Origin of the sequence: Mycobacterium canetti CIPT 140010059, assembly GCF_000253375.1 — a bacterium.
Lineage (GTDB): Bacteria > Actinomycetota > Actinomycetes > Mycobacteriales > Mycobacteriaceae > Mycobacterium > Mycobacterium tuberculosis.
In genome coordinates this window covers 446115-465592 of record NC_015848.1, presented here as the reverse complement: position 1 = coordinate 465592, position 19478 = coordinate 446115, and the positions used below count along the sequence as shown (strand labels likewise).

The following is a 19478-nucleotide window of genomic DNA, read 5'->3' as shown; positions in this document are numbered from 1 at the left end:
GATTTTGCGTCTGCTCGCCGGCCCGTGCTAGCGCGGTTGCGCCGGCCTCATCTTGAACGACACTTCGAGCTTGATGCGGTAGGTGATCTTGCCGGCGCTGTCCACGGCCATGTCCTGCTCAATGACCCGAGCGACGCGGATGTCATCGACGCTATCCCGCGCCCGCTGGACCGCCTCCGCCGCCGCCTGTTCCCAGGATGTGGGGCTGGTCCCGATGATGTCGATCACCTTGTACACACTCATGGGGGTAAAGCGTATAGCTTCTTCGATCCGAGAAAGTTGGCGCGTCGATTCGTCTAGCCCGCCGAGCCCGCGTCCGCTCTCGGTTGTGAGCGAGCCCGGTGATGCGGTGATTTTCGGGTCAGTAAACCCGGCCCGCTGCGCTGGCCACCGTTGTGGCGGGAAAATGGCGTGGCGTTCGTCCGGCACGCCGACATGTCTGTGATGTCGTCCGAGCTCGTGGTGTCAGTATGGCGTTGGGAGCCACCGACAGGAACTGTCGATTGTTGCGTTGAGCACGCGGACCAGATTCTTTAGGCCCTGTGGTTCCTCCGGACGGACGCGCAGTGTTGGAAGTTGTTGCGTCTGGAGGTATTTGATGGAACTGCTGCACGAGCGGTGCGCCGGGCTCGATATCGGCAAGAAGGACCTGAAGGCATGCGTGCGCACGCCAAGCCCCAAGGGCAGACGGTCGCGGAGCCAGGAGATCCGCACCTACGTCACCACCACCAACGCGTTGCTGGAGCTACGGGACTGGCTGATCGCCGAACGGGTCAGCCTGGTGGTGATGGAGGCCACTGGCGATTACTGGCGCGCCGCGTTCTACCTGCTCGAAGGCGACTTGAACGTGGTGCTGGTCAACGCCGCGCATGCCAAGGGCCTGCCCGGGCGCAAAAGCGATGTTTGCGATGCCGCGTGGTTATGTCAACTGGGTGAGTGCGGGCTGCTACGCGCCTCGTTCGTGCCGCCCGAGCCGATCCGCCAGCTCCGAGACCTGACCCGCTACCGGACAACACTCCTCGCCGAACGCACCCGGGAGGCGCAACGGTTGGAGAAGGAACTCGAAGACGCCGGGATCAAGCTGTCCAGTGTGGCCACCGACATTCTCGGGGTGTCTGGGCGGGCGATGCTGGCCGCGCTGATCGACGGCGAACGCGACCCGGCGGTGCTCGCCGAGATGGCCAAGGCCCGGATGCGCCCCAAGATTCCCCAACTGGTGCAGGCGTTGACCGGCAACTTCGGTGAGCACCACGCCTTCCTATGCCGGCTACATCTGCAGCGCATCGACCAGCTCACTGCGGCCATCGGGGAACTCTCGGCGCGGATCGAAGAGCAGATGCGCCCTTTCGCCCGCCAGCTTGAGCGCCTGGCGACGATCCCCGGCGTGGGTCAGTCGGTGGCCGAGGTCATCGTCGCCGAAACCGGCGCCGACATGACTCGCTTTCGCACCGCCGCGCATCTGGCGTCTTGGGCCGGGGTGTGCCCAGGGCAGCACGAATCGGCCGGCAAGCGCCGCTCCGGTAAGACTCGCCACGGCAACCGGTGGCTCGTTGGCGCGTTGGGCACCGCCGCGATGGCTGCGGTCCGCACCAAAGACACCACCTACCTCGGGGCGCGCTACCAGCGCCTGGCGCACCGACTGGGTAAGAAGAAAGCCCTTGTCGCAATAGAGCACTCGATTCTGATCGCGGTGTGGCACATGCTCACCGACGACGTCGACTACGCCGATCTCGGCGGTGACTACTTCGCACGACTGGATCCTGAACTGGCCATGCGCCGCATCGTCCGTCAAGCTAACGCGCTCGGGTTCACCGTTCGCTTCGACCCGATCCAGGCCGCCTAAGCACCCACCCGACCGGGCATACCGCGACCACGACCAAATCACCCCGGGAGCCGCGACTCACCCTTCATTTTCGGACCAGCCGGGTGCGCCGGGCTTGCCCACTGCGCCGCGTTCTCCGCTGTTGCCGGGGTCGCCGGCGTTGCCGTTTATGGACCCGCTTGCTCCAGCATCGCCACCTTCGCCACCGGCGCCGGTGGCCCCGCCGCTACCGCCGTCGCCGCCGGCCCCGCCGCTGCCGATCAACCCCGCGGAGCCACCGTTACCGTCCGCATTCCCGGCCTCCCAGCGGCCCGACACCACCACACCCTCAGCCGCGCTGGATCACGGTTCAACGGGCAACTGGCACCAAAGGCTCCAGCGCGCGATGCACAGTGAACCTTGCACCTGGGCCGCACCCTGTGGTATTGAACGAGCAAGCGCTGATCGCACGCAGTAGGCATACGGCGATAGCCTCAACGCTCCTGTGCGACAAGGGAACTGGCTAATCCTCGCAGCCGGGCGCCGTCAACTGGCGGACCGGCGCGCCGAGCCTTTCAAGTCGAAGTAGCTAGCTCCACAGGGTGACGTGGACCTTTGGGCGGAACCGCGTCACCCCGACCCCGCTGCCCCGGATCATCGCCTGAATACACCTCGGGGTGCTGATGAAGCCAACGAGCTCGGAGACGGCGGGTTGGCGGGCCGAAGGCGCCAATGTCGCCACACACCACTCGCCGGCGCGATCCAGCCCAGGACCGGTCACGTGCACCAACCGTCCGGCGGCAAGATCCTTGGCGACCGCAAAGCCAATGGCCAGCGTGGCGCCCCCGACGCGCATGACCTCCTCCAGCGCGGCGGCATCGCTCTGGAAGATCCGTTGCTGGGACTCCGGAATCGCCAAGCCGCGCAACATGGTTGCGATCTCACCATCTACGCTGCCGGCGGACGGACCCAGCATCCATTGCTGGTGACGCAACAGCGCGGGCATCGGAATGCCTGCGGCCAGTGGGCTATTCGGCGCGACGACGGTGATGATCTGATACTTCAGGAAGGGCCGTAGAAAGATCGAGCCGTCGGAACCGATCGAGCTCTCACTGGCCGGGCCGATCGCGATGTCGACGGCGCGCGAGCAGATCAGTTCGCGGAACCGGCTGGTGGGATGCACGCTCAACTCGACCGAAAGGTCGTCGGCCCGAGACGAGAAGAGCTCGATCAGGCCCGGCGCGGCGTGTTCGGCGAAGGCGCTGGAGGCGGCGATGCGCAGCAACCGACGCCCGTGGGCGGCCTCGGTGACCTCGATCGCGGTTTGTTGTTGCAGGCCCAGGATTTCGACCGCGCGGCTGGCCAGCCGCAGCCCGCCGGGCGTGAACGCCAGCCCGGCACCGGTCCTGGTAAACAGCGGGTCGTCGAGTTCCTTGCGCAGCGCCGCGACGTGCATGGAGACTCCGGCGTCGGAAAGACCGAGTTCCGCGGCGGCCGCCCGTACCGAGCCCAGGCGAACCACCGCCGAATAGGCCCGAAGTTGAGCCGGGGTCATGCACTGAAGCCTACTTTGGGAAGCGTGCGTGAAGTGCTTGCCGAGCTGATGGCGATCTGGGCCGCCGGTGACACCGCGGGGGTCGCGACGGTGGTGCGAACCTTGCGGTCAGCGCCGCGGCCCCCGGGGGCCGCGATGGTGGTAGCCCCGGACGGTTCGGTAAGTGGGTCGGTGTCGGGCGGCTGCGTGGAGGGTGCGGTATATGAGCTGGCCGCCGAGGTGGCCCAAACCGGGATACCGCGGCTGGAACACTACGGAGTCAGCGACGATACCGCATTCGCGGTAGGCCTGACCTGTGGCGGCATCATCGACGTCTTCGTCGAGCCCGTATCGCGGGCCACGTTTCCCGACCTGGGCGAGCTGGCCGACGACATCGGCGCGCAACGCCCGGTCGCCATCGCGACCGTCATCGCCCATCCGGACGGGCGGCGGGTGGGTCGCCGACTGGTGATCCGGCCCGACACAAAGAGCCCCGTGACGGGTTCGCTGGGTTCGGCGCGTGCCGATGCGGCGGTTATCGACGATGCGCGGGGTCTGCTCGCGGTGGGCCGCAGCGAGATCCTCGAATATGGGCCCGATGGGCAGCGGCGTGGCGAGGGCATGGAGGTCTTCGTGTCCAGCCACGCGCCGCGCCCGCGGATGCTGGTGTTCGGTGCCATCGACTTCGCCGCCGCGCTGGCGCGGCAGGGTTCGTTCCTCGGCTACCGGGTCACCGTCTGCGACGCCCGCGCGGTATTCGCCACGCCAGCGCGCTTTCCGACGGCCGATGACGTCGTCGTCGCATGGCCCCACCGCTATCTGGCTGCCCAGGCGGAGGCGGGTGGTATCGACGAGCGCACGGTGATCTGCGTGCTCACCCACGATCCGAAGTTCGACGTCCCGGTGCTCGAGGTGGCGCTGCGCCTGGGTGTCGGATACGTGGGGGCGATGGGATCACGTAAGACGCACGACGACCGGATGGATCGGCTACGCGCGGCGGGCCTGACCGACGCCGAGCTGAGCCGGTTGTCCAGCCCGATCGGGCTGGATCTCGGTGCCCGAACCCCCGAGGAGACCGCGGTCTCGATCGCGGCCGACATCATCGCCCGACGTTGGGGCGGCGGGGGACGCCCGCTGGCCGATATTGCCGGACGGATCCACCATGATGCGCAGGTAGCGGGCGAGTTCAAGGATTACTTAACTCGACATTGACGCCCTTTTCGCGGGCGGCCGACACTGGGGCGCATGCAAGTACCTGGGCCTTTCGAATACGAACGTGCCACCAGCGTGGACCACGCCATCGGATTGTTGGATCGGTTGGGGGAGGGAGCGCGGGTGGTCGCCGGCGGGCACAGCCTGCTGCCGATGATGAAGCTGCGCATCGCCAACCCCGAGTACCTCGTGGACATCAACGACCTGGCCCCCGAACTCGGCTACGTCGTGGTCGGCGGAATCAACAATCCCAACCTGGTTCGGCTGGGTGCGATGACCCGCCATCGCGAGATTCTGGACTCCGATGCGCTGGCGGCGGTGTGCCCGATCTTCCGCGATGCCGAGCGGGTGATCGCCGACCCGGTGGTCCGCAACCGCGGCACCCTGGGCGGTTCGCTTTGCCAGGCGGATCCGGCCGAGGACCTGTCGACCGTGTGCACCGTTCTGGATGCGGTGTGCCTGGCGAAAGGGCCCTCGGGTGAACGTGAGATAGCGATCGACGACTTCCTGGTCGGGCCGTACGAAACCGCGCTCGCCCACAACGAGGTCCTAATTGAGGTGCGGATTCCGCTGCGGCACAACACCTCCAGCGCGTACGCCAAGGTGGAACGGCGGGTCGGCGACTGGGCGATCACCGCGGCCGGTGCCGCGGTCACGCTCGACGGCCAGACGATCCTCGCCGCTCGGGTGGGTTTGACCGCGGTGAATCCCGACCCGGTCGCGCTGGCGGAGCTGTCCGCGTCGCTGGTCGGCCAGCCCGCTACCGAAGAGGTGTTCGCTGAGGCGGGCCGGCGCGCCGCGCAAGCTTGCACGCCGGTGACCGACGTCCGCGGCACAGCCGAGTACAAGCGGCACCTAGCCTGTGAACTGACCGTTCGCACGCTGCGCACCGCCGCCGGGCGCGTGCTCCGCGCGCCGGCGGCCCCCGAGGCCTGAGAGGGGAACCAACCATGCAGGTGAACATGACGGTAAACGGCGAGCCCGTCACCGCCGACGTCGAACCCCGGATGCTGCTGGTCCATTTTCTCCGTGATCAGCTGCGGCTCACCGGAACTCACTGGGGCTGTGACACCAGCAACTGCGGGACATGCGTGGTCGAGGTCGACGGCGTGCCGGTGAAATCCTGCACGATGCTCGCCGTGATGGCCTCCGGCCACAGCATCCGCACGGTAGAGGGCTTGGCTGGGCCCGACGGCCAGCTCGACCCGGTGCAGGAAGGGTTCATGCGCTGCCACGGGCTGCAATGCGGCTTCTGCACACCCGGAATGCTGATTACCGCGCGCGCCCTGCTGGACCGCAACCCGGATCCCGACGAGCAGACCATCCGGGAAGCGATCTCGGGGCAGATCTGCCGGTGCACCGGATACACCACGATCGTGCGCTCCATTCAGTGGGCGGCAGCGCACCAGACCGTAAAGGCGCAGTCATGACAACGATCGAGTCACGCCCTCCGTCGCCGGAAGACCTAGCCGACAACGCTCAGCAGCCGTGCGGGCACGGCCGGATGATGCGCAAAGAGGACCCGCGATTCATCCGCGGGCGCGGAACCTACGTCGACGACGTCGCGCTGCCGGGCATGTTGCATCTGGCCATCCTGCGTTCGCCGTATGCGCATGCCCGCATCGTGCGCATCGATGTGACTGCCGCGCAGGCACATCCGAAAGTCAAGGCCGTGGTGACCGGCGCCGATCTGGCCGCCAAGGGCCTGGCTTGGATGCCGACACTAGCCAACGACGTACAAGCCGTGCTGGCCACCGACAAGACGCGCTTCCAGGGCCAAGAGGTGGCGTTCGTGGTTGCCGAGGACCGGTATTCGGCCCGCGATGCATGCGAGTTGGTCGACGTCGACTACGAACCGCTGGATCCCGTCGTGGATGCCCGCACGGCGCTGGACCCGTCGGCGCCGGTCATCCGCACCGATCTGGAGGGAAAGAGCGACAATCACATCTTCGACTGGGAGACCGGCGACGCGGCGGCGACCGAGGCGGTGTTCGCCAAGGCCGACGTCGTTGTCCAGCAGGAGATCGTCTACCCGCGGGTGCACCCGGCGCCGATGGAAACCTGTGGCGCGGTGGCCGATCTAGATCCGGTCACCGGAAAGCTGACGCTGTGGACCACCAGCCAGGCGCCGCACGCGCATCGCACGCTATACGCGCTGGTGGCCGGGTTGCCCGAACACAAGATTCGGGTGATCTCGCCCGACATCGGCGGCGGCTTCGGCAACAAGGTGCCGATCTATCCCGGTTATGTCTGTGCCATTGTCGCGTCGCTGCTGCTGGGCAAGCCGGTCAAATGGATGGAGGACCGCAGCGAGAACCTGACGTCCACCGGATTCGCCCGCGACTACATCATGGTCGGCGAGATTGCCGCCAACCGTGACGGCAAGATCCTGGCGATCCGGTCCAATGTGCTGGCCGACCATGGTGCGTTTAACGCCCAGGCCGCGCCGGCGAAGTACCCAGCCGGGTTCTTCGGGGTGTTCACCGGCAGCTACGACATCGAGGCCGCCTACTGTCACATGACCGCGGTGTATACCAACAAGGCGCCCGGCGGGGTCGCCTACGCGTGTTCGTTCCGCATCACCGAAGCGGTCTACTTCGTCGAGCGGCTGGTGGACTGCCTGGCCTTCGAGCTGAAGATGGATCCAGCCGAGCTGCGCTTGCGGAATCTATTGCGGCCCAACCAGTTTCCGTATCAGAGCAAGACTGGTTGGGTGTACGACTCGGGCGACTACGAGACCACAATGCGTAAGGCGATGAACATGATCGGCTACGAGGCGTTACGCGCCGAACAAAAGCAGCGGCGAGCGCGCGGCGAGCTGATGGGCATCGGGATGTCATTTTTCACCGAGGCCGTGGGCGCCGGGCCGCGCAAGGACATGGACATCCTCGGCCTGGGCATGGCCGACGGCTGCGAGCTGCGCGTGCACCCGACGGGCAAAGCCGTGCTGCGGCTTTCGGTTCAGACCCAGGGCCAGGGCCACGAGACGACGTTCGCGCAGATCGTCGCCGAGGAGCTGGGGATTGCGCCCGACGACATCGAGGTGGTGCACGGCGACACCGACCAGACACCGTTCGGGTTGGGCACCTACGGCAGCCGGTCCACACCCGTCTCGGGTGGTGCCGCGGCGCTGGTCGCCCGCAAGGTGCGCGACAAGGCCAAGATCATCGCCTCGGGCATGCTCGAGGTTTCGGTCGCCGACTTACAGTGGGAGAAAGGGAAGTTCCACGTCAAGGGTGACCCGTCGGCCGCGGTGACCATCGCCGACATCGCGATGCGCGCGCACGGCGCCGGCGATCTGCCCGAGGGCATCGAGGGCGGGCTGGATGCCGAGGTCTGCTACAACCCGTCGAATCTGACCTACCCGTACGGCGCCTACTTCTGTGTGGTCGACATCGACCCGGGCACCGCGGTGGTGAAGGTGCGGCGCTTTTTGGCCGTCGATGATTGCGGAACCCGGATCAACCCGATGATCATCGAGGGTCAGGTACACGGCGGCATCGTCGACGGCATCGGCATGGCGCTGATGGAGATGATTGCCTTCGACGAGGACGGCAACTGTCTGGGCGGATCGTTGATGGACTACCTGATCCCGACCGCGCTCGAGGTGCCACACCTAGAGACCGGGCACACCGTGACCCCGTCGCCGCATCACCCGATCGGCGCCAAGGGCATCGGTGAGTCGGCCACGGTGGGTTCCCCGCCGGCGGTGGTGAACGCGGTGGTGGATGCGTTGGCGCCGTTCGGGGTTCGGCACGCCGACATGCCGTTGACGCCGTCGCGGGTCTGGGAGGCCATGCAGGGCCGGGCCACACCACCGATCTAGGGGAGCTCGAGGGCGTCGATGTCCATCAGTGACCGGGCCGCACAGCTGGTGGCCGCGCGGACACCGTTCGTGCGCGCGACCGTGGTGCGGGCCCAGCAGCCCACGTCGGCCCGCCCGGGCGATGAGGCAATCCTGTTGGCGGACGGCACCATCGAGGGCTTTGTCGGCGGCCACTGCGCGCAGAACTCGGTCCGCAAGGCGGCGATGGGCGTGTTGCAGGCCGGCGAGAGCGTGCTGCTGCGCGTGCTGCCCGACGGTGACGTGCACTTCCCGGAAGCTCCCGGGGCGTGTGTGGTGGTCAACCCGTGCCTGGCCGGCGGATCCCTGGAGATCTTCCTGACCCCGCAGCTGCCGGCCCCGCTGATCCAGATTTACGGCGAAACCCCGATCGCCGACGCGTTGATCGAACTGTGCGGCCTGTTGGGCTACGACGCGCGCCGCGACACCGATCCGGCCGACACCGACGCCTTGCCAACTGCGATTGTGATCGCCAGCCACGGCGGGCCCGAAGCCGAAATCATCCGCACGGCGCTGGATAACGGCGTTGGGTATGTCGGGCTGGTGGCCAGCACGGTGCGCGGCGCGTCCATCCTGGATTCGCTGGACCTGTCCGATGCCGAGCGGGCCCGGGTGCATACCCCGGTCGGATTGGCCATCGGCGCCAAAACTCCGGCGGAGATCGCGGTGTCGATTGCGGCGGAACTGATCGCCACGCTGCGCGGCGGCGGCCCCAGAGGCCGGAAGGCGTTGGCGGACGAGAACGGCGGCGCATGACCGCGACCCAGATCACCGGTGTGGTGCTCGCCGCCGGGCGCTCCAACCGGTTGGGCACGCCCAAACAGCTACTGCCATATCGGGATACCACGGTGCTTGGGGCCACCCTCGACGTTGCCCGGCAAGCCGGATTCGACCAGCTGATCCTCACCCTGGGCGGTGCGGCGTCGGCGGTGCGTGCCGCGATGGCGCTGCACGGGACCGACGTGGTGGTCGTCGAGGATGTCGAGCGCGGGTGTGCGGCATCGCTGCGCGTCGCGTTGGCACGGGTGCATCCGCGGGCCACCGGGATCGTGCTGATGCTGGGCGACCAGCCTCAGGTGGCGCCGGCGACACTGCGGCGGATCATCGACGTCGGGCCGGCCACCGAGATCATGGTGTGCCGCTACGCCGACGGCGTCGGGCATCCATTCTGGTTTAGCCGCACCGTGTTCGGCGAACTCGCGCGACTGCACGGCGACAAGGGTGTCTGGAAGCTGGTGCACTCCGGCCGCCACCCAGTGCGCGAACTCGCCGTGGACGGCTGCGTGCCGCTTGACGTGGACACCTGGGACGACTACCGACGGCTGCTGGAATCGGTGCCCTCGTGACCTTCGCAAGTCCCGACGACGTGATCCGCCGGTTCGACGAACAGAACTACCTGCTGGATACCGGCACGGCGTCGGCAATCTATCTGGCGGTTACGCTGGGCAGGCCGCTGTTGTTGGAGGGTGAGCCCGGTGTTGGCAAGACAACAGCCGCGAAAACCCTTGCAGCCGTGTTGGATACCACGCTGATCCGGCTGCAATGCTATGAAGGGCTGACGGCCAACGAGGCGCTCTACGACTGGAACTACCAACGCCAGCTATTGTCCATCAGGCTGGCCGAGGCGCGCGGCAAGGGTATCTCAGACATATCGGAAGCGGATCTGTACACCGAGGCGTATCTGGTGGACCGGCCCATCCTGCGGTGCGTGCGGCACCGCGGACCGACCCCTCCAGTGCTGCTCATCGATGAAATCGACCGGGCCGACGACGAATTCGAGGCGTTACTGCTGGAGTTCCTTGGTGAGTCCGCGGTGACCGTTCCCGAGCTGGGCACTTTCCTCGCGGAGTGCCCGCCGATCGCGGTGCTCACGTCCAACCGCAGCCGTGACCTGCACGACGCACTGCGGCGGCGCTGCCTCTACCACTGGATCGACTACCCGGAGCCGGACCGGGCGGCCGCGATCGTGCGCCGCACGGTGCCCGGGGCTACCGCGCCGTTGATCGAGAACGCCACTCAATTCGTTTGCACTGCACGGGATCTCGATCTGGACAAGCCACCCGGTGTGGCCGAGACTATCGACTGGGTGGCGGCTTTGGTGGCACTCGGGGTCGCAGACCTCACCGCAGCGGATTCGAGTCCCGCTCTGGCCAGCCTTGGGGCCCTGGCCAAAACGCCCGACGACCGTACGCAGATTCGCGATGCGTACCAAGCTTTTACTGAGTGCAGCCACGCATGAGAGGACGCACAGGATGAAGATCGCCAACGAGTTCACCGTCAGCGCTCCGATCGAGCAGGCCTGGAGCATGCTATGCGACCTGGAGCAGATGATTCCGCTGATGCCTGGGGCCCAGTTGATCGGCCATGAGGGCGACGAGTACCTCGGTAAGGTCAAGGTCAAGGTTGGGCCGGTCACCAGCGAGTTCAGCGGCAAGGTGCACTTTGTCGAGCAGGACCGCAACCAGCACCGCGCCGTTTTCGACGCCAAAGGCAAGGAGGCGCGCGGTACCGGCAACGCGGCCGCCACGGTCGCTGCCCAGCTGCACGAGGTCGGAGAGCGTACCCGCGTCACCGTCGACACCGATCTGAAGATTGTCGGCAAACTGGCGCAATTCGGCAGTGGCATGCTGCAGCAGGTGTCGGAGAAGCTGCTGGGCCAGTTCGTGGATTCGCTAGAAGCCGAGCTCGCGGCCCAGAGTTCAGAAAGCCCGCAAGGCACACCCCCTGCTACCGAAGCGGCGCCCATCGACTTGCTGCAGCTGGCCGACGGCGGCCAGCTCAAAAAGTACGGTTCGGCGCTGCTGGCGGCGCTGACCGTGCTGCTGCTGATCTGGGTGCTGCGCCGGCGACGATGAATGGGATGGCCACCCCTGCACTGTTGCCGGGCGTCGACCTCGCGGCATTCGCGGCAGCGCTGGCAGCGCGCCTTCGCGACGCCGGGATACCGGTGTCCGCCAGCGGTCAAGCGAGTTTGGTGCAGGCGTTGCAGCAGTTGGTGCCGCGTACGCCGGCGGCGCTGTATTGGGGCGCGCGGTTGACCCTGGTCAGCCGTGTAGACGAACTGGCCACGTTCGATGCGGTATTCGCTTCGCTGTTCGGGGTATTTGGCAGCGCCGAACCCGACGGTGCCAACCGCCCACCACCGCCCATTGCAGGCCCGCGCACACCGGTGGCCGGCGTCGGGCACCGCGCCAAGCGGCGATCTTGTGCCGCCCAAGCCCAGAATCTGCCCTGGGATACTCGCTCGCTGACGATGGCCAGCGCCGGTCAGGGCGGACCCAGCCGCACACTGCCCGATGTCCTGCCCAGCCGCATTGTCGCCCGGGCCGACGAGCCATTCGACCAGTTCGATCCCGACGATCTGCGTCTGCTCGGCGCCTGGCTGGAGGCCACGATGGCGCGCTGGCCGCGGCGGCGCAGCCTGCGATTCGAGTCCAGCCCGCACGGCAAGCGCATCGACCTGCGGGCGACGATGAACGCGTCGCGGTCGACCGGCTGGGAGTCGGTGCTGTTGGCACGGATCCGGCCCCGCCGACGCCCCCGCCGGGTGCTCCTGCTCTGCGATGTGAGCCGCTCGATGCAGCCCTACGCCGCCATCTATCTGCATCTGATGCGGGCGGCGGTGCTGCGCCGGGCAGGGGGCCACCCGGAGGTTTTCGCGTTTTCGACGTCGCTGACTCGGCTTACCTCGGTGCTGTCTCATCGCTCGGCCGAGATGGCGCTACATCGGGCCAACGCTAGGGTGACCGACCGCTACGGCGGTACGTTCATCGGCCGTAGTGTCGCCGCCCTGCTGGCCCCGCCGCATGGCAACGCGTTACGCGGCGCGGTGGTGATCATCGCCTCCGACGGCTGGGACAGCGATCCGCCCGACGTGTTGGTGCACGCACTGACCAGGGTGCGTCGCCGCGCCGAGTTGCTGGTCTGGCTGAACCCTCGCGCGGCACATCCGGAGTTCCAGCCGCGTGCCGGTTCGATGGCGGCGGCGCTGCCCTATTGCGACCTGTTCCTGCCGGCGCACTCGCTGGCCGGCCTGCACCAGTTGCTGCTGGCGCTGGCCGGTGCCCGCTAGCCGCATGCGCCCCTCACCACAGCTCGGTGTAGCACTTTGCTATAAGCTGTAACAGATCGCTACACCCGAGGAGAGATGTCATGCCCAAAGCCGTCGACCGCGTCACGCGCGTCGCCGCGGATCTGGTGGACAGCGCGGCGGCCGAGGGTGCTCGTCAGAGCCGTTCGGCCAAGCAGCAGCTCGACCACTGGGCCCGCGTCGGTCGGGCGGTGTCGAACCAGCACACGGCGTCGCGGCGCCGCGTGGAAGCTGCGCTCGCGGGGCATCTGCCGATGAGGGACCTGACGCTGGAGGAGGGCGTGGTGTTCAACGCCGAGATCTCCGCAGCTATCGAGGAGCGCCTGTCGCGAACCAACTACGGCGACGTGCTCGCCGCGCAGGGCATCACCACGGTCGCCCTGAACGACGCGGGCGACATCGTCGAGCACCGGCCAGACGGCACCTCGGTCGTGCTGGCGGCCACGCCGTGATCGCCAGCTCGAAGACAACGCGCCACGCGTGAAGCGGCTCGATCTGGTCGCCGGGCCCAACGGCGCCGGCAAGTCGACGTTCGTCGCCCTCACGCTGGCGCCCTTGCTGCCCGGCATCGTCTTCGTCAACGCCGACGAAATCGCCAAACAACGCTGGCCCGACGACCCAACATCGCACGCCTACCAGGCGGCGCAGGTCGCCGCCGACACCCGCGCGAGGCTCATCGACTTGGGCCGGCCGTTCATTGCCGAGACGGTGTTCTCGCACCCATCGAAGCTCGAGCTCATCCGCACCGCGCGCACGGCCGGCTACACCGTCGTACTGCACGTGTTGGTTATCCCCGAAGACCTGGCGGTCGAGCGCGTCAGGCATCGCGTCGCCGCGGGCGGCCACGATGTGCCGGAGACCAAGATCCGCGAGCGTCACCGCCGGCTGGCCGAGCTTGTCGCCCAGGCCATCACGCTGGCCGACGGCGCCACCGTCTATGACAACAGCCGGCTCGCGGGCCCGCGGAACGTCGCTCAGTTCAGCGGGGGTGGCATCATCGGGCGCGCATGCTGGCCTTCGTGGACGCCGCCACCCTTGATGTCACGCTGGAGTAACAGGCCTGAGACGGCGTAAGACAGGCTAGGGCAGGATCGCATTATGAATCTGGCAAACCGGGCAGCCAGCGCCGAAACCGCCGTCACGCAACGGCATCTGAGACGGCTTTGGGCGTTGCCGGGCACCCAGTTGGCGGTGGTGGCTTGGCCGTCAACCCGGCGCGACCGGTTGTTCGGCAGCTGGCACTACTGGTGGCAGGCACACCTGCTGGATTGCCTGGTCGACGCGCAGCTGCGCGACCCGCAGCCGCAGCGGCGCGCCCGGATCAACCGCCAGGTCCGCTCGCACCGGGTCCGCAACAATTTCTCGTGGCTCAACAGCTATTACGACGACATGGCGTGGCTAGCGTTAGCGCTGGAACGTGCCGACCGGGTCGCCGGGGTACGACGCCGGCGCGCACTGCCCAAGCTCACCAACCAGTTCGTCGAAGCCTGGGTGCCCGAGGACGGCGGCGGCATCCCGTGGCGCAAGCAGGACCAGTTCTTCAACGCCCCAGCCAACGGCCCGGCCGGGCTATTCCTGGCCCGCTACCCAGACCAGTACGGGAAAAGGCTCAAGCGCGCAGAACAGATGGCCGACTGGATCGATCGCACGCTGATCGATCCGGAGACACACCTGGTATTCGACGGCATCAAGGCCGGGTCGTTGGTCCGCGCGCAGTACACCTACTGCCAAGGGGTGGTGCTCGGGCTGGAAACCGAGCTGGCGGTGCGCACCGGTCCGGCAGCCAGAGCGCGGCACTGCGCTCGCGTTCATCGCTTGGTCGCGGCCGTCAACGAGCACATGGCTCCATTGGGTGTGTTACGGGGCGCCGGCGGCGGGGACGGTGGCCTGTTCGCGGGGATCACCGCCCGATACCTCGCCTTGGTCGCCACCACGTTGCCGGGCGACTCGGCCGACGACGCCGCCGCCCGCGACACCGCCCGCGCGATAGTGCTGGCTAGCGCGCAATCGGCGTGGGATTACCGGCAAACCGTGGACGGGTTGCCGGTGTTCGGGGCGTTCTGGGATCGCGAAGCCGAGTTGCCCACCGCCGGCGGTGAGCAGGCGCGGTCCGTCCGAGGAGCGGTGCATAGCTCGGCGATTGCCGAGCGAGATCTGTCGGTGCAGCTATCGGGTTGGATGCTGATGGAAGCCGCCCACAGCGCCGCAGCGGTCAGCTCACTCGGGTAACACCAACGGGTCGGGGTCGCTCTGGGGTGCGTTACGCCGCGCCCGGTAGACCCGCGCCGCCGAGACCAGTGCGGGCAACAGTGAGACGAACACGATGGCCAGGATGATGAGCTGAAAGTTCATGTGCACGAACGGGACACTGCCCAAAAAGTAGCCCGCCAACGTCACACCCGCACCCCAGGCGACTCCGCCGACGATGTCGAACCCGAGGAACACCGGATACCGCATGTAGGACACCCCGGCAATGACTGGCACAAAAGTCCGCGCGATCGGCACGAATCGAGCCAGAATTATCGTCCATTTCCCGTACTTCTCAAAAAACGCGTGGGACTCGGTCACATAGTGTTTCTTGAAGAACCGGGAGTCTTCCTTCTTGAACAGCGCCGGCCCGATCCGTCGCCCGATGAAATATGCGGTCTGATCGCCGAGCACCGCGACCAGCGCAACGCACGGGGCGAGCACCCCGATGGTGACCGGTGGTGCCGGGCTGGCGGACAACAGCCCGCCGGTGAACAACAGCGACTCGCCCGGCAGCAGCGGAAACAGCAGACCGGTCTCGATGAAGACGATGATCAAAATCCCGGGCAGCACCGCGGAACCGAATACGCCGTTGGCGCCCAACCAGTACATCGGGTCGAGGATGTCCGGCATGGCCGTCACGGCGGTGCTCATGACGTCCCAACATACCGGCCATCACGCACAGGCCGACAAGCTCGGTTGCGGTGTTGCGATACTGGGTGGATCGGAGTCGTCAGGAGGAACGTTTCATGCCTATCGCAACGCCCGAGGTCTACGCGGAGATGCTCGGTCAGGCCAAACAAAACTCGTACGCTTTCCCGGCTATCAACTGCACCTCCTCGGAAACCGTCAACGCCGCGATCAAAGGTTTCGCCGACGCCGGCAGTGACGGAATCATCCAGTTCTCGACCGGTGGCGCAGAATTCGGCTCCGGCCTCGGGGTCAAAGACATGGTGACCGGTGCGGTCGCCTTGGCGGAGTTCACCCACGTTATCGCGGCCAAGTACCCGGTCAACGTGGCGCTGCACACCGACCACTGCCCCAAGGACAAGTTGGACAGCTATGTCCGGCCCTTGCTGGCGATCTCGGCGCAACGCGTGAGCAAAGGTGGCAATCCTTTGTTCCAGTCGCACATGTGGGACGGCTCGGCAGTGCCAATCGATGAGAACCTGGCCATCGCCCAGGAGCTGCTCAAGGCGGCGGCGGCCGCCAAGATCATTCTGGAGATCGAGATCGGCGTCGTCGGCGGCGAAGAGGACGGCGTGGCGAACGAGATCAACGAGAAGCTGTACACCAGCCCGGAGGACTTCGAGAAAACCATCGAGGCGCTGGGCGCCGGTGAGCACGGCAAATACCTGCTGGCCGCGACGTTCGGCAACGTGCATGGCGTCTACAAGCCCGGCAACGTCAAGCTTCGCCCCGACATCCTTGCGCAAGGGCAACAGGTGGCGGCGGCCAAGCTCGGACTGCCGGCCGACGCCAAGCCGTTCGACTTCGTGTTCCACGGCGGCTCGGGTTCGCTTAAGTCGGAGATCGAGGAGGCGCTGCGCTACGGCGTGGTGAAGATGAACGTCGACACCGACACCCAGTACGCGTTCACCCGCCCGATCGCCGGTCACATGTTCACCAACTACGACGGAGTGCTCAAGGTCGATGGCGAGGTGGGTGTCAAGAAGGTCTACGACCCGCGCAGCTACCTCAAGAAGGCCGAAGCTTCGATGAGCCAGCGGGTCGTTCAGGCGTGCAATGACCTGCACTGCGCCGGAAAGTCCCTAACCCACTAAACCGGGGCCGCTCACAAGCCGTGCAGCTCGGTCAGCGTCAGGTGCGCGACCAGGAAGTAGATGAGCAGACCCGTGCCGTCAACGATGGTGGCGATCATCGGCCCCGAAACGATGGCCGGGTCGATGCGCAACTTCTTCAGCAGCGGCGGAAGGACGGCAGCCACCAGCGACGACCACACCACGATGGCGGCCACCGTCAGCGCGACCGTCAGGGTCACCTGCGGGCCCACGCCCAATGTCCAGGCGCGCACCACCGCGGCGGCGGCCATAGTGAGGCCGACCAGCACACCGGTTGACAGCTCCTTGGCTAACACCGCAGGCACATCGCGAAACCGGACCTGACCGGTGGCCATCGCGCGGACCAGAGTGGTGGCGATCTGGGTGCCGGTGTTGCCGCCGGTGCCGATCAGCAGTGGGATGAAGAACGCGAGCGCTATCACCGCCTCCATTTCGTCGGAGAACGCCCGCAGGACGCTGCCGGTGTAGGCCTCGGCAGCAAAAAGTACCAGGAGCCAGACGACCCGCTTGCGCCATAGCAGCCACGGCGACGCCCGCAGGTAGGGCACCTCGAGCGGGGCCGACCCACCCTGGCGCTCGGCGTCTTCGGTTGCTTCCTCCTCGGCAATGTCGATGGCTTCGTCTTCGGCGATGATGCCCAGTAGCCGGTTGTCGGCATCGACGACGGGAACCGCCATCAGGTTGTGGCCCATGATTGTCTGCGCCGCGAGCTCCTTGTCAGTCAACGGCGACACGACGATGAGGTCGTCACCCATCAGCTCACGGACTCGCTGTTCGGGATTGGCCAGCACCAGGGCGCGAAAGGCGATCACACCCAGCAGGTGGGAGTCGGCGTCTGTCACATAGACGTAGGCGGTGGTTCGTGCATCGCTGCGCAGGCCCGAGGCGCGTTCCCGCACGCTGGCGACGGCCTGCGACACCGTCATGTTCGGGCGTACGGTCAGCGTTTCGGGCACCATGTGGGCCGCGGCGCAGTCCTCCGGCCAGCTCAACAAGCCACGCAGCACCATCGCCCGCTCCAGCGGTAGCAACGTCAGCAGCGCCTCCCGCTTGGGCTCCTTGAATTCGCGCAGGATGTTGGCGGCGTGGTCGGAGTCGAGGGCCTCGAGGAAGGTGGCGGCCAGCGACGGATCCATCGCGTGCAGTGCCTCTGCGGCCAGCTTGTCGTCGATCGACTCGAATAGCTCGACGGCGTTGGTGCCGTCGAGCAGTGGGCCAAGCTTTCCGAGTTCGGCTTTGGATAACGACCCGAGTTCGCGGGCGCGATCCGGCAGCTCGGTGACGACGTCGAGCCACAAATCGACGGCTTTCGGGGTGCCGATACCGATGACGTGGCGGATGTCGAGTGTTGAGTTCTCGGCGGGGCGGATGCTCACCTGGCGATCACCTGCCTCTCGTTGACGATCGAGACGCTATGCCGCCGTCTCTGCGGGAACAGGCCGCCAGTACATTGCCACAGACGGGATCCAGCCGCATTTCGGCTACGGTTGCTCGTTTCGGTGTTCGGACTAGTCGGTCCTGGTGACGTGCCGGTGATGCGGACCGGTCCTAGCACTGACCAATGGCCAAAATGCGGGCAAACCAGCCAATCCTGGCTTCAGTTGCTGGAGGACTGGCAGATCTTCCACTGATCGTCGCGAAACTGTAGGTCGAGGCTGCGGGTCGAGCGGACCTGGGGATCGAACGCCATGAAAGTGGTGACATTGGCCTCGGCGTGCGCGCCGTTGACGACGACCTGGTCGATGCTGGCGATGACCGGATATTGTTTGGCCGCCGAAACCCGGCGATAGGTTTCGGCCCAATCACGCTCGTCATAATCCACGTAGCCATCGCGGGTGGAGCCACAAGTCAGGGAACGCAGCGCGGTCAGGTCGCCGGTCTGGATGGCGATGTCCAAGCTCTGGATGGCTTGCCGCACCTGATCTTCCTGCGACATCTTCGAATGTTTGCCGCGGGTCAGCAGCACGGTGCCCAGGATCGCGATTGCCGCCAACGCCAGCACGATCACTACCACCGCCAGCGCCCAGCCCCAGGTGCGTTGCCGGACTGACGTCGCCTCCGTCCGTGGCGGGATTGATTGTGGCACAGCAGTTTTCGGGGGCATTCCGGTTGGCATCCGCGGCGGGGTGGTCGGCGCCTGGTTGGTTTGGAAAACCTCGGTGGCTGCCTCGTGGGCCGTGACGATCACCTGGGTCTCCTTGGCGTCGAAGCCGGGCGCGGTGAAACGGCGTTCGCGCTGCGCTTCCGGTTGCGTAACCGCGGCATCGTTGTCGGAGGTGGTGATCACCACGGTCTCGGTTTCGGCGTCGTGAGGCACCAGGGGGTAGCTTTCGGTGCGTTCCTCGCCAGGATCGGCGGACCGCTCGCCGGCCGGTTCGCTCCCGGATTCACCGGCTGAGCGGTCTGGCTCGGGTGCGTTGGACATGGGTGCTGCTGTCCTCCCGGTATCGAGTGGCTCTTTGGAGCTTAGCGACCCAGCCTTCGGTTGGCCCCATCGTCGAGGTGACGTGACCAAGCGCACAATAACTCCCATGACGTCGATGGGTGATCTCTTGGGACCTGAGCCAATCCTGTTGCCTGGCGACAGCGACGCCGAAGCGGAGCTGCTTGCCAACGAAAGTCCGAGCATCGTCGCGGCCGCACATCCGTCGGCGTCGGTCGCCTGGGCGGTGCTCGCCGAAGGGGCGCTGGCCGACGACAAGACCGTCACGGCCTACGCATACGCGCGTACCGGGTACCACCGCGGCCTGGACCAGCTGCGCCGCCATGGCTGGAAGGGCTTCGGCCCGGTGCCGTATTCCCACCAGCCCAACCGGGGTTTCCTACGGTGTGTGGCGGCGCTGGCGCGCGCCGCAGCCGCTATCGGCGAGACCGACGAGTATGGACGCTGCCTGGATCTGCTTGACGACTGTGACCCCGCGGCCCGTCCGGCGCTTGGGCTCTGAACG

At 66.7% G+C, this 19478-nt stretch carries 21 protein-coding genes; 15 read left to right on the top strand and 6 right to left on the bottom strand.

Annotation, left to right across the window (positions count from 1 at the left end):
* Positions 1-27: 27 nt before the first annotated feature.
* Positions 28-243 (bottom strand): calcium dodecin, encoded by a 216-nt coding sequence (secE2, locus tag MCAN_RS01985; protein ID WP_003401885.1) that lies wholly within the window; start codon positions 241-243, stop codon positions 28-30.
* A 355-nt stretch (positions 244-598) separates the two neighbouring features.
* Between secE2 and MCAN_RS01980 the strand changes: the two genes are divergently transcribed.
* The gene (locus tag MCAN_RS01980; protein WP_014000200.1) at positions 599-1843 is read left to right on the top strand and encodes an IS110 family RNA-guided transposase; all 1245 of its coding nucleotides are present in this window, start codon (positions 599-601) and stop codon (positions 1841-1843) included.
* Between the two features lie 57 nt (positions 1844-1900).
* On the opposite strand, the gene MCAN_RS01975 is transcribed toward MCAN_RS01980, so the two are convergent.
* Together MCAN_RS01975 and MCAN_RS01970 are read right to left on the bottom strand one after the other, a co-directional pair.
* Complete coding sequence (locus tag MCAN_RS01975; protein WP_014000199.1) at positions 1901-2140, bottom strand: hypothetical protein; 240 nt, start codon at positions 2138-2140, stop codon at positions 1901-1903.
* A 250-nt stretch (positions 2141-2390) separates the two neighbouring features.
* Positions 2391-3356, bottom strand: a complete 966-nt coding sequence (locus tag MCAN_RS01970) for a LysR family transcriptional regulator (protein ID WP_003401875.1) — start codon at positions 3354-3356, stop codon at positions 2391-2393.
* A gap of 24 nt (positions 3357-3380) precedes the next feature.
* On the opposite strand from MCAN_RS01970, the gene MCAN_RS01965 reads away from it, so the two are divergent.
* From MCAN_RS01965 to MCAN_RS01910, 12 genes are all read left to right on the top strand, one after another.
* Positions 3381-4547: an XdhC family protein gene (locus MCAN_RS01965; protein ID WP_173391185.1), complete on the top strand. Its 1167-nt coding sequence runs from the start codon at positions 3381-3383 to the stop codon at positions 4545-4547.
* A 33-nt stretch (positions 4548-4580) separates the two neighbouring features.
* A complete protein-coding gene (locus MCAN_RS01960; protein WP_041180003.1) occupies positions 4581-5483 on the top strand; it encodes an FAD binding domain-containing protein in 903 nt (300 codons plus the stop codon).
* 14 nt (positions 5484-5497) lie between these two features.
* A complete protein-coding gene (locus MCAN_RS01955) occupies positions 5498-5977 on the top strand; it encodes a (2Fe-2S)-binding protein (protein WP_014000196.1) in 480 nt (159 codons plus the stop codon).
* Positions 5974-8373 (top strand): aerobic carbon-monoxide dehydrogenase large subunit, encoded by a 2400-nt coding sequence (locus MCAN_RS01950; RefSeq protein ID WP_014000195.1) that lies wholly within the window; start codon positions 5974-5976, stop codon positions 8371-8373. Before MCAN_RS01955 ends, MCAN_RS01950 begins: the two co-directional genes overlap by 4 nt.
* An 18-nt stretch (positions 8374-8391) precedes the next feature.
* The gene (locus tag MCAN_RS01945; protein ID WP_003401865.1) at positions 8392-9147 is read left to right on the top strand and encodes an XdhC family protein; all 756 of its coding nucleotides are present in this window, start codon (positions 8392-8394) and stop codon (positions 9145-9147) included.
* Entirely contained in the window at positions 9144-9737 is a 594-nt protein-coding gene (locus tag MCAN_RS01940) for a nucleotidyltransferase family protein (RefSeq protein ID WP_014000194.1), read from the top strand. The genes MCAN_RS01945 and MCAN_RS01940 overlap by 4 nt, the downstream gene beginning before the upstream one ends.
* Complete coding sequence (locus MCAN_RS01935) at positions 9734-10630, top strand: AAA family ATPase (protein ID WP_014000193.1); 897 nt, start codon at positions 9734-9736, stop codon at positions 10628-10630. Before MCAN_RS01940 ends, MCAN_RS01935 begins: the two co-directional genes overlap by 4 nt.
* Before the next feature lie 13 nt (positions 10631-10643).
* A complete protein-coding gene (locus MCAN_RS01930) occupies positions 10644-11246 on the top strand; it encodes an SRPBCC family protein (RefSeq protein WP_041179818.1) in 603 nt (200 codons plus the stop codon).
* Between the two features lie 5 nt (positions 11247-11251).
* Positions 11252-12463, top strand: a complete 1212-nt coding sequence (locus MCAN_RS01925) for a vWA domain-containing protein (protein ID WP_014000192.1) — start codon at positions 11252-11254, stop codon at positions 12461-12463.
* Between the two features lie 80 nt (positions 12464-12543).
* Positions 12544-12933, top strand: a complete 390-nt coding sequence (locus tag MCAN_RS01920) for a TA system antitoxin ParD family protein (protein ID WP_014000191.1) — start codon at positions 12544-12546, stop codon at positions 12931-12933.
* Positions 12934-12961: 28 nt separating this feature from the next.
* Positions 12962-13555, top strand: a complete 594-nt coding sequence (locus MCAN_RS01915) for a zeta toxin family protein (RefSeq protein WP_014000190.1) — start codon at positions 12962-12964, stop codon at positions 13553-13555.
* 24 nt (positions 13556-13579) lie between these two features.
* Positions 13580-14710: a glycoside hydrolase family 76 protein gene (locus MCAN_RS01910; protein WP_003401858.1), complete on the top strand. Its 1131-nt coding sequence runs from the start codon at positions 13580-13582 to the stop codon at positions 14708-14710.
* On the opposite strand, the gene MCAN_RS01905 is transcribed toward MCAN_RS01910, so the two are convergent.
* Positions 14699-15382 carry a VTT domain-containing protein gene (locus tag MCAN_RS01905; protein ID WP_003401857.1) on the bottom strand — a complete coding sequence of 228 codons (684 nt, stop codon included), beginning with the start codon at positions 15380-15382 and terminating at the stop codon, positions 14699-14701. The genes MCAN_RS01910 and MCAN_RS01905 overlap by 12 nt on opposite strands.
* 95 nt (positions 15383-15477) lie before the next feature.
* Between MCAN_RS01905 and fbaA the strand changes: the two genes are divergently transcribed.
* On the top strand, positions 15478-16512 hold the full coding sequence (fbaA, locus tag MCAN_RS01900; RefSeq protein WP_003401856.1) for a class II fructose-bisphosphate aldolase: 1035 nt from the start codon (positions 15478-15480) through the stop codon (positions 16510-16512).
* 11 nt (positions 16513-16523) lie between these two features.
* Here fbaA and mgtE read toward each other — a convergent pair whose 3' ends face one another.
* Both mgtE and MCAN_RS01890 read right to left on the bottom strand, forming a co-directional pair.
* Positions 16524-17906 (bottom strand): magnesium transporter, encoded by a 1383-nt coding sequence (gene mgtE / locus MCAN_RS01895; protein ID WP_003898415.1) that lies wholly within the window; start codon positions 17904-17906, stop codon positions 16524-16526.
* A gap of 221 nt (positions 17907-18127) precedes the next feature.
* The gene (locus MCAN_RS01890) at positions 18128-18955 is read right to left on the bottom strand and encodes an Rv0361 family membrane protein (RefSeq protein ID WP_003401853.1); all 828 of its coding nucleotides are present in this window, start codon (positions 18953-18955) and stop codon (positions 18128-18130) included.
* Between the two features lie 106 nt (positions 18956-19061).
* On the opposite strand from MCAN_RS01890, the gene MCAN_RS01885 reads away from it, so the two are divergent.
* A complete protein-coding gene (locus tag MCAN_RS01885; protein WP_003401852.1) occupies positions 19062-19475 on the top strand; it encodes a DUF3151 domain-containing protein in 414 nt (137 codons plus the stop codon).
* The last annotated feature ends 3 nt before the right edge of the window (positions 19476-19478 follow it).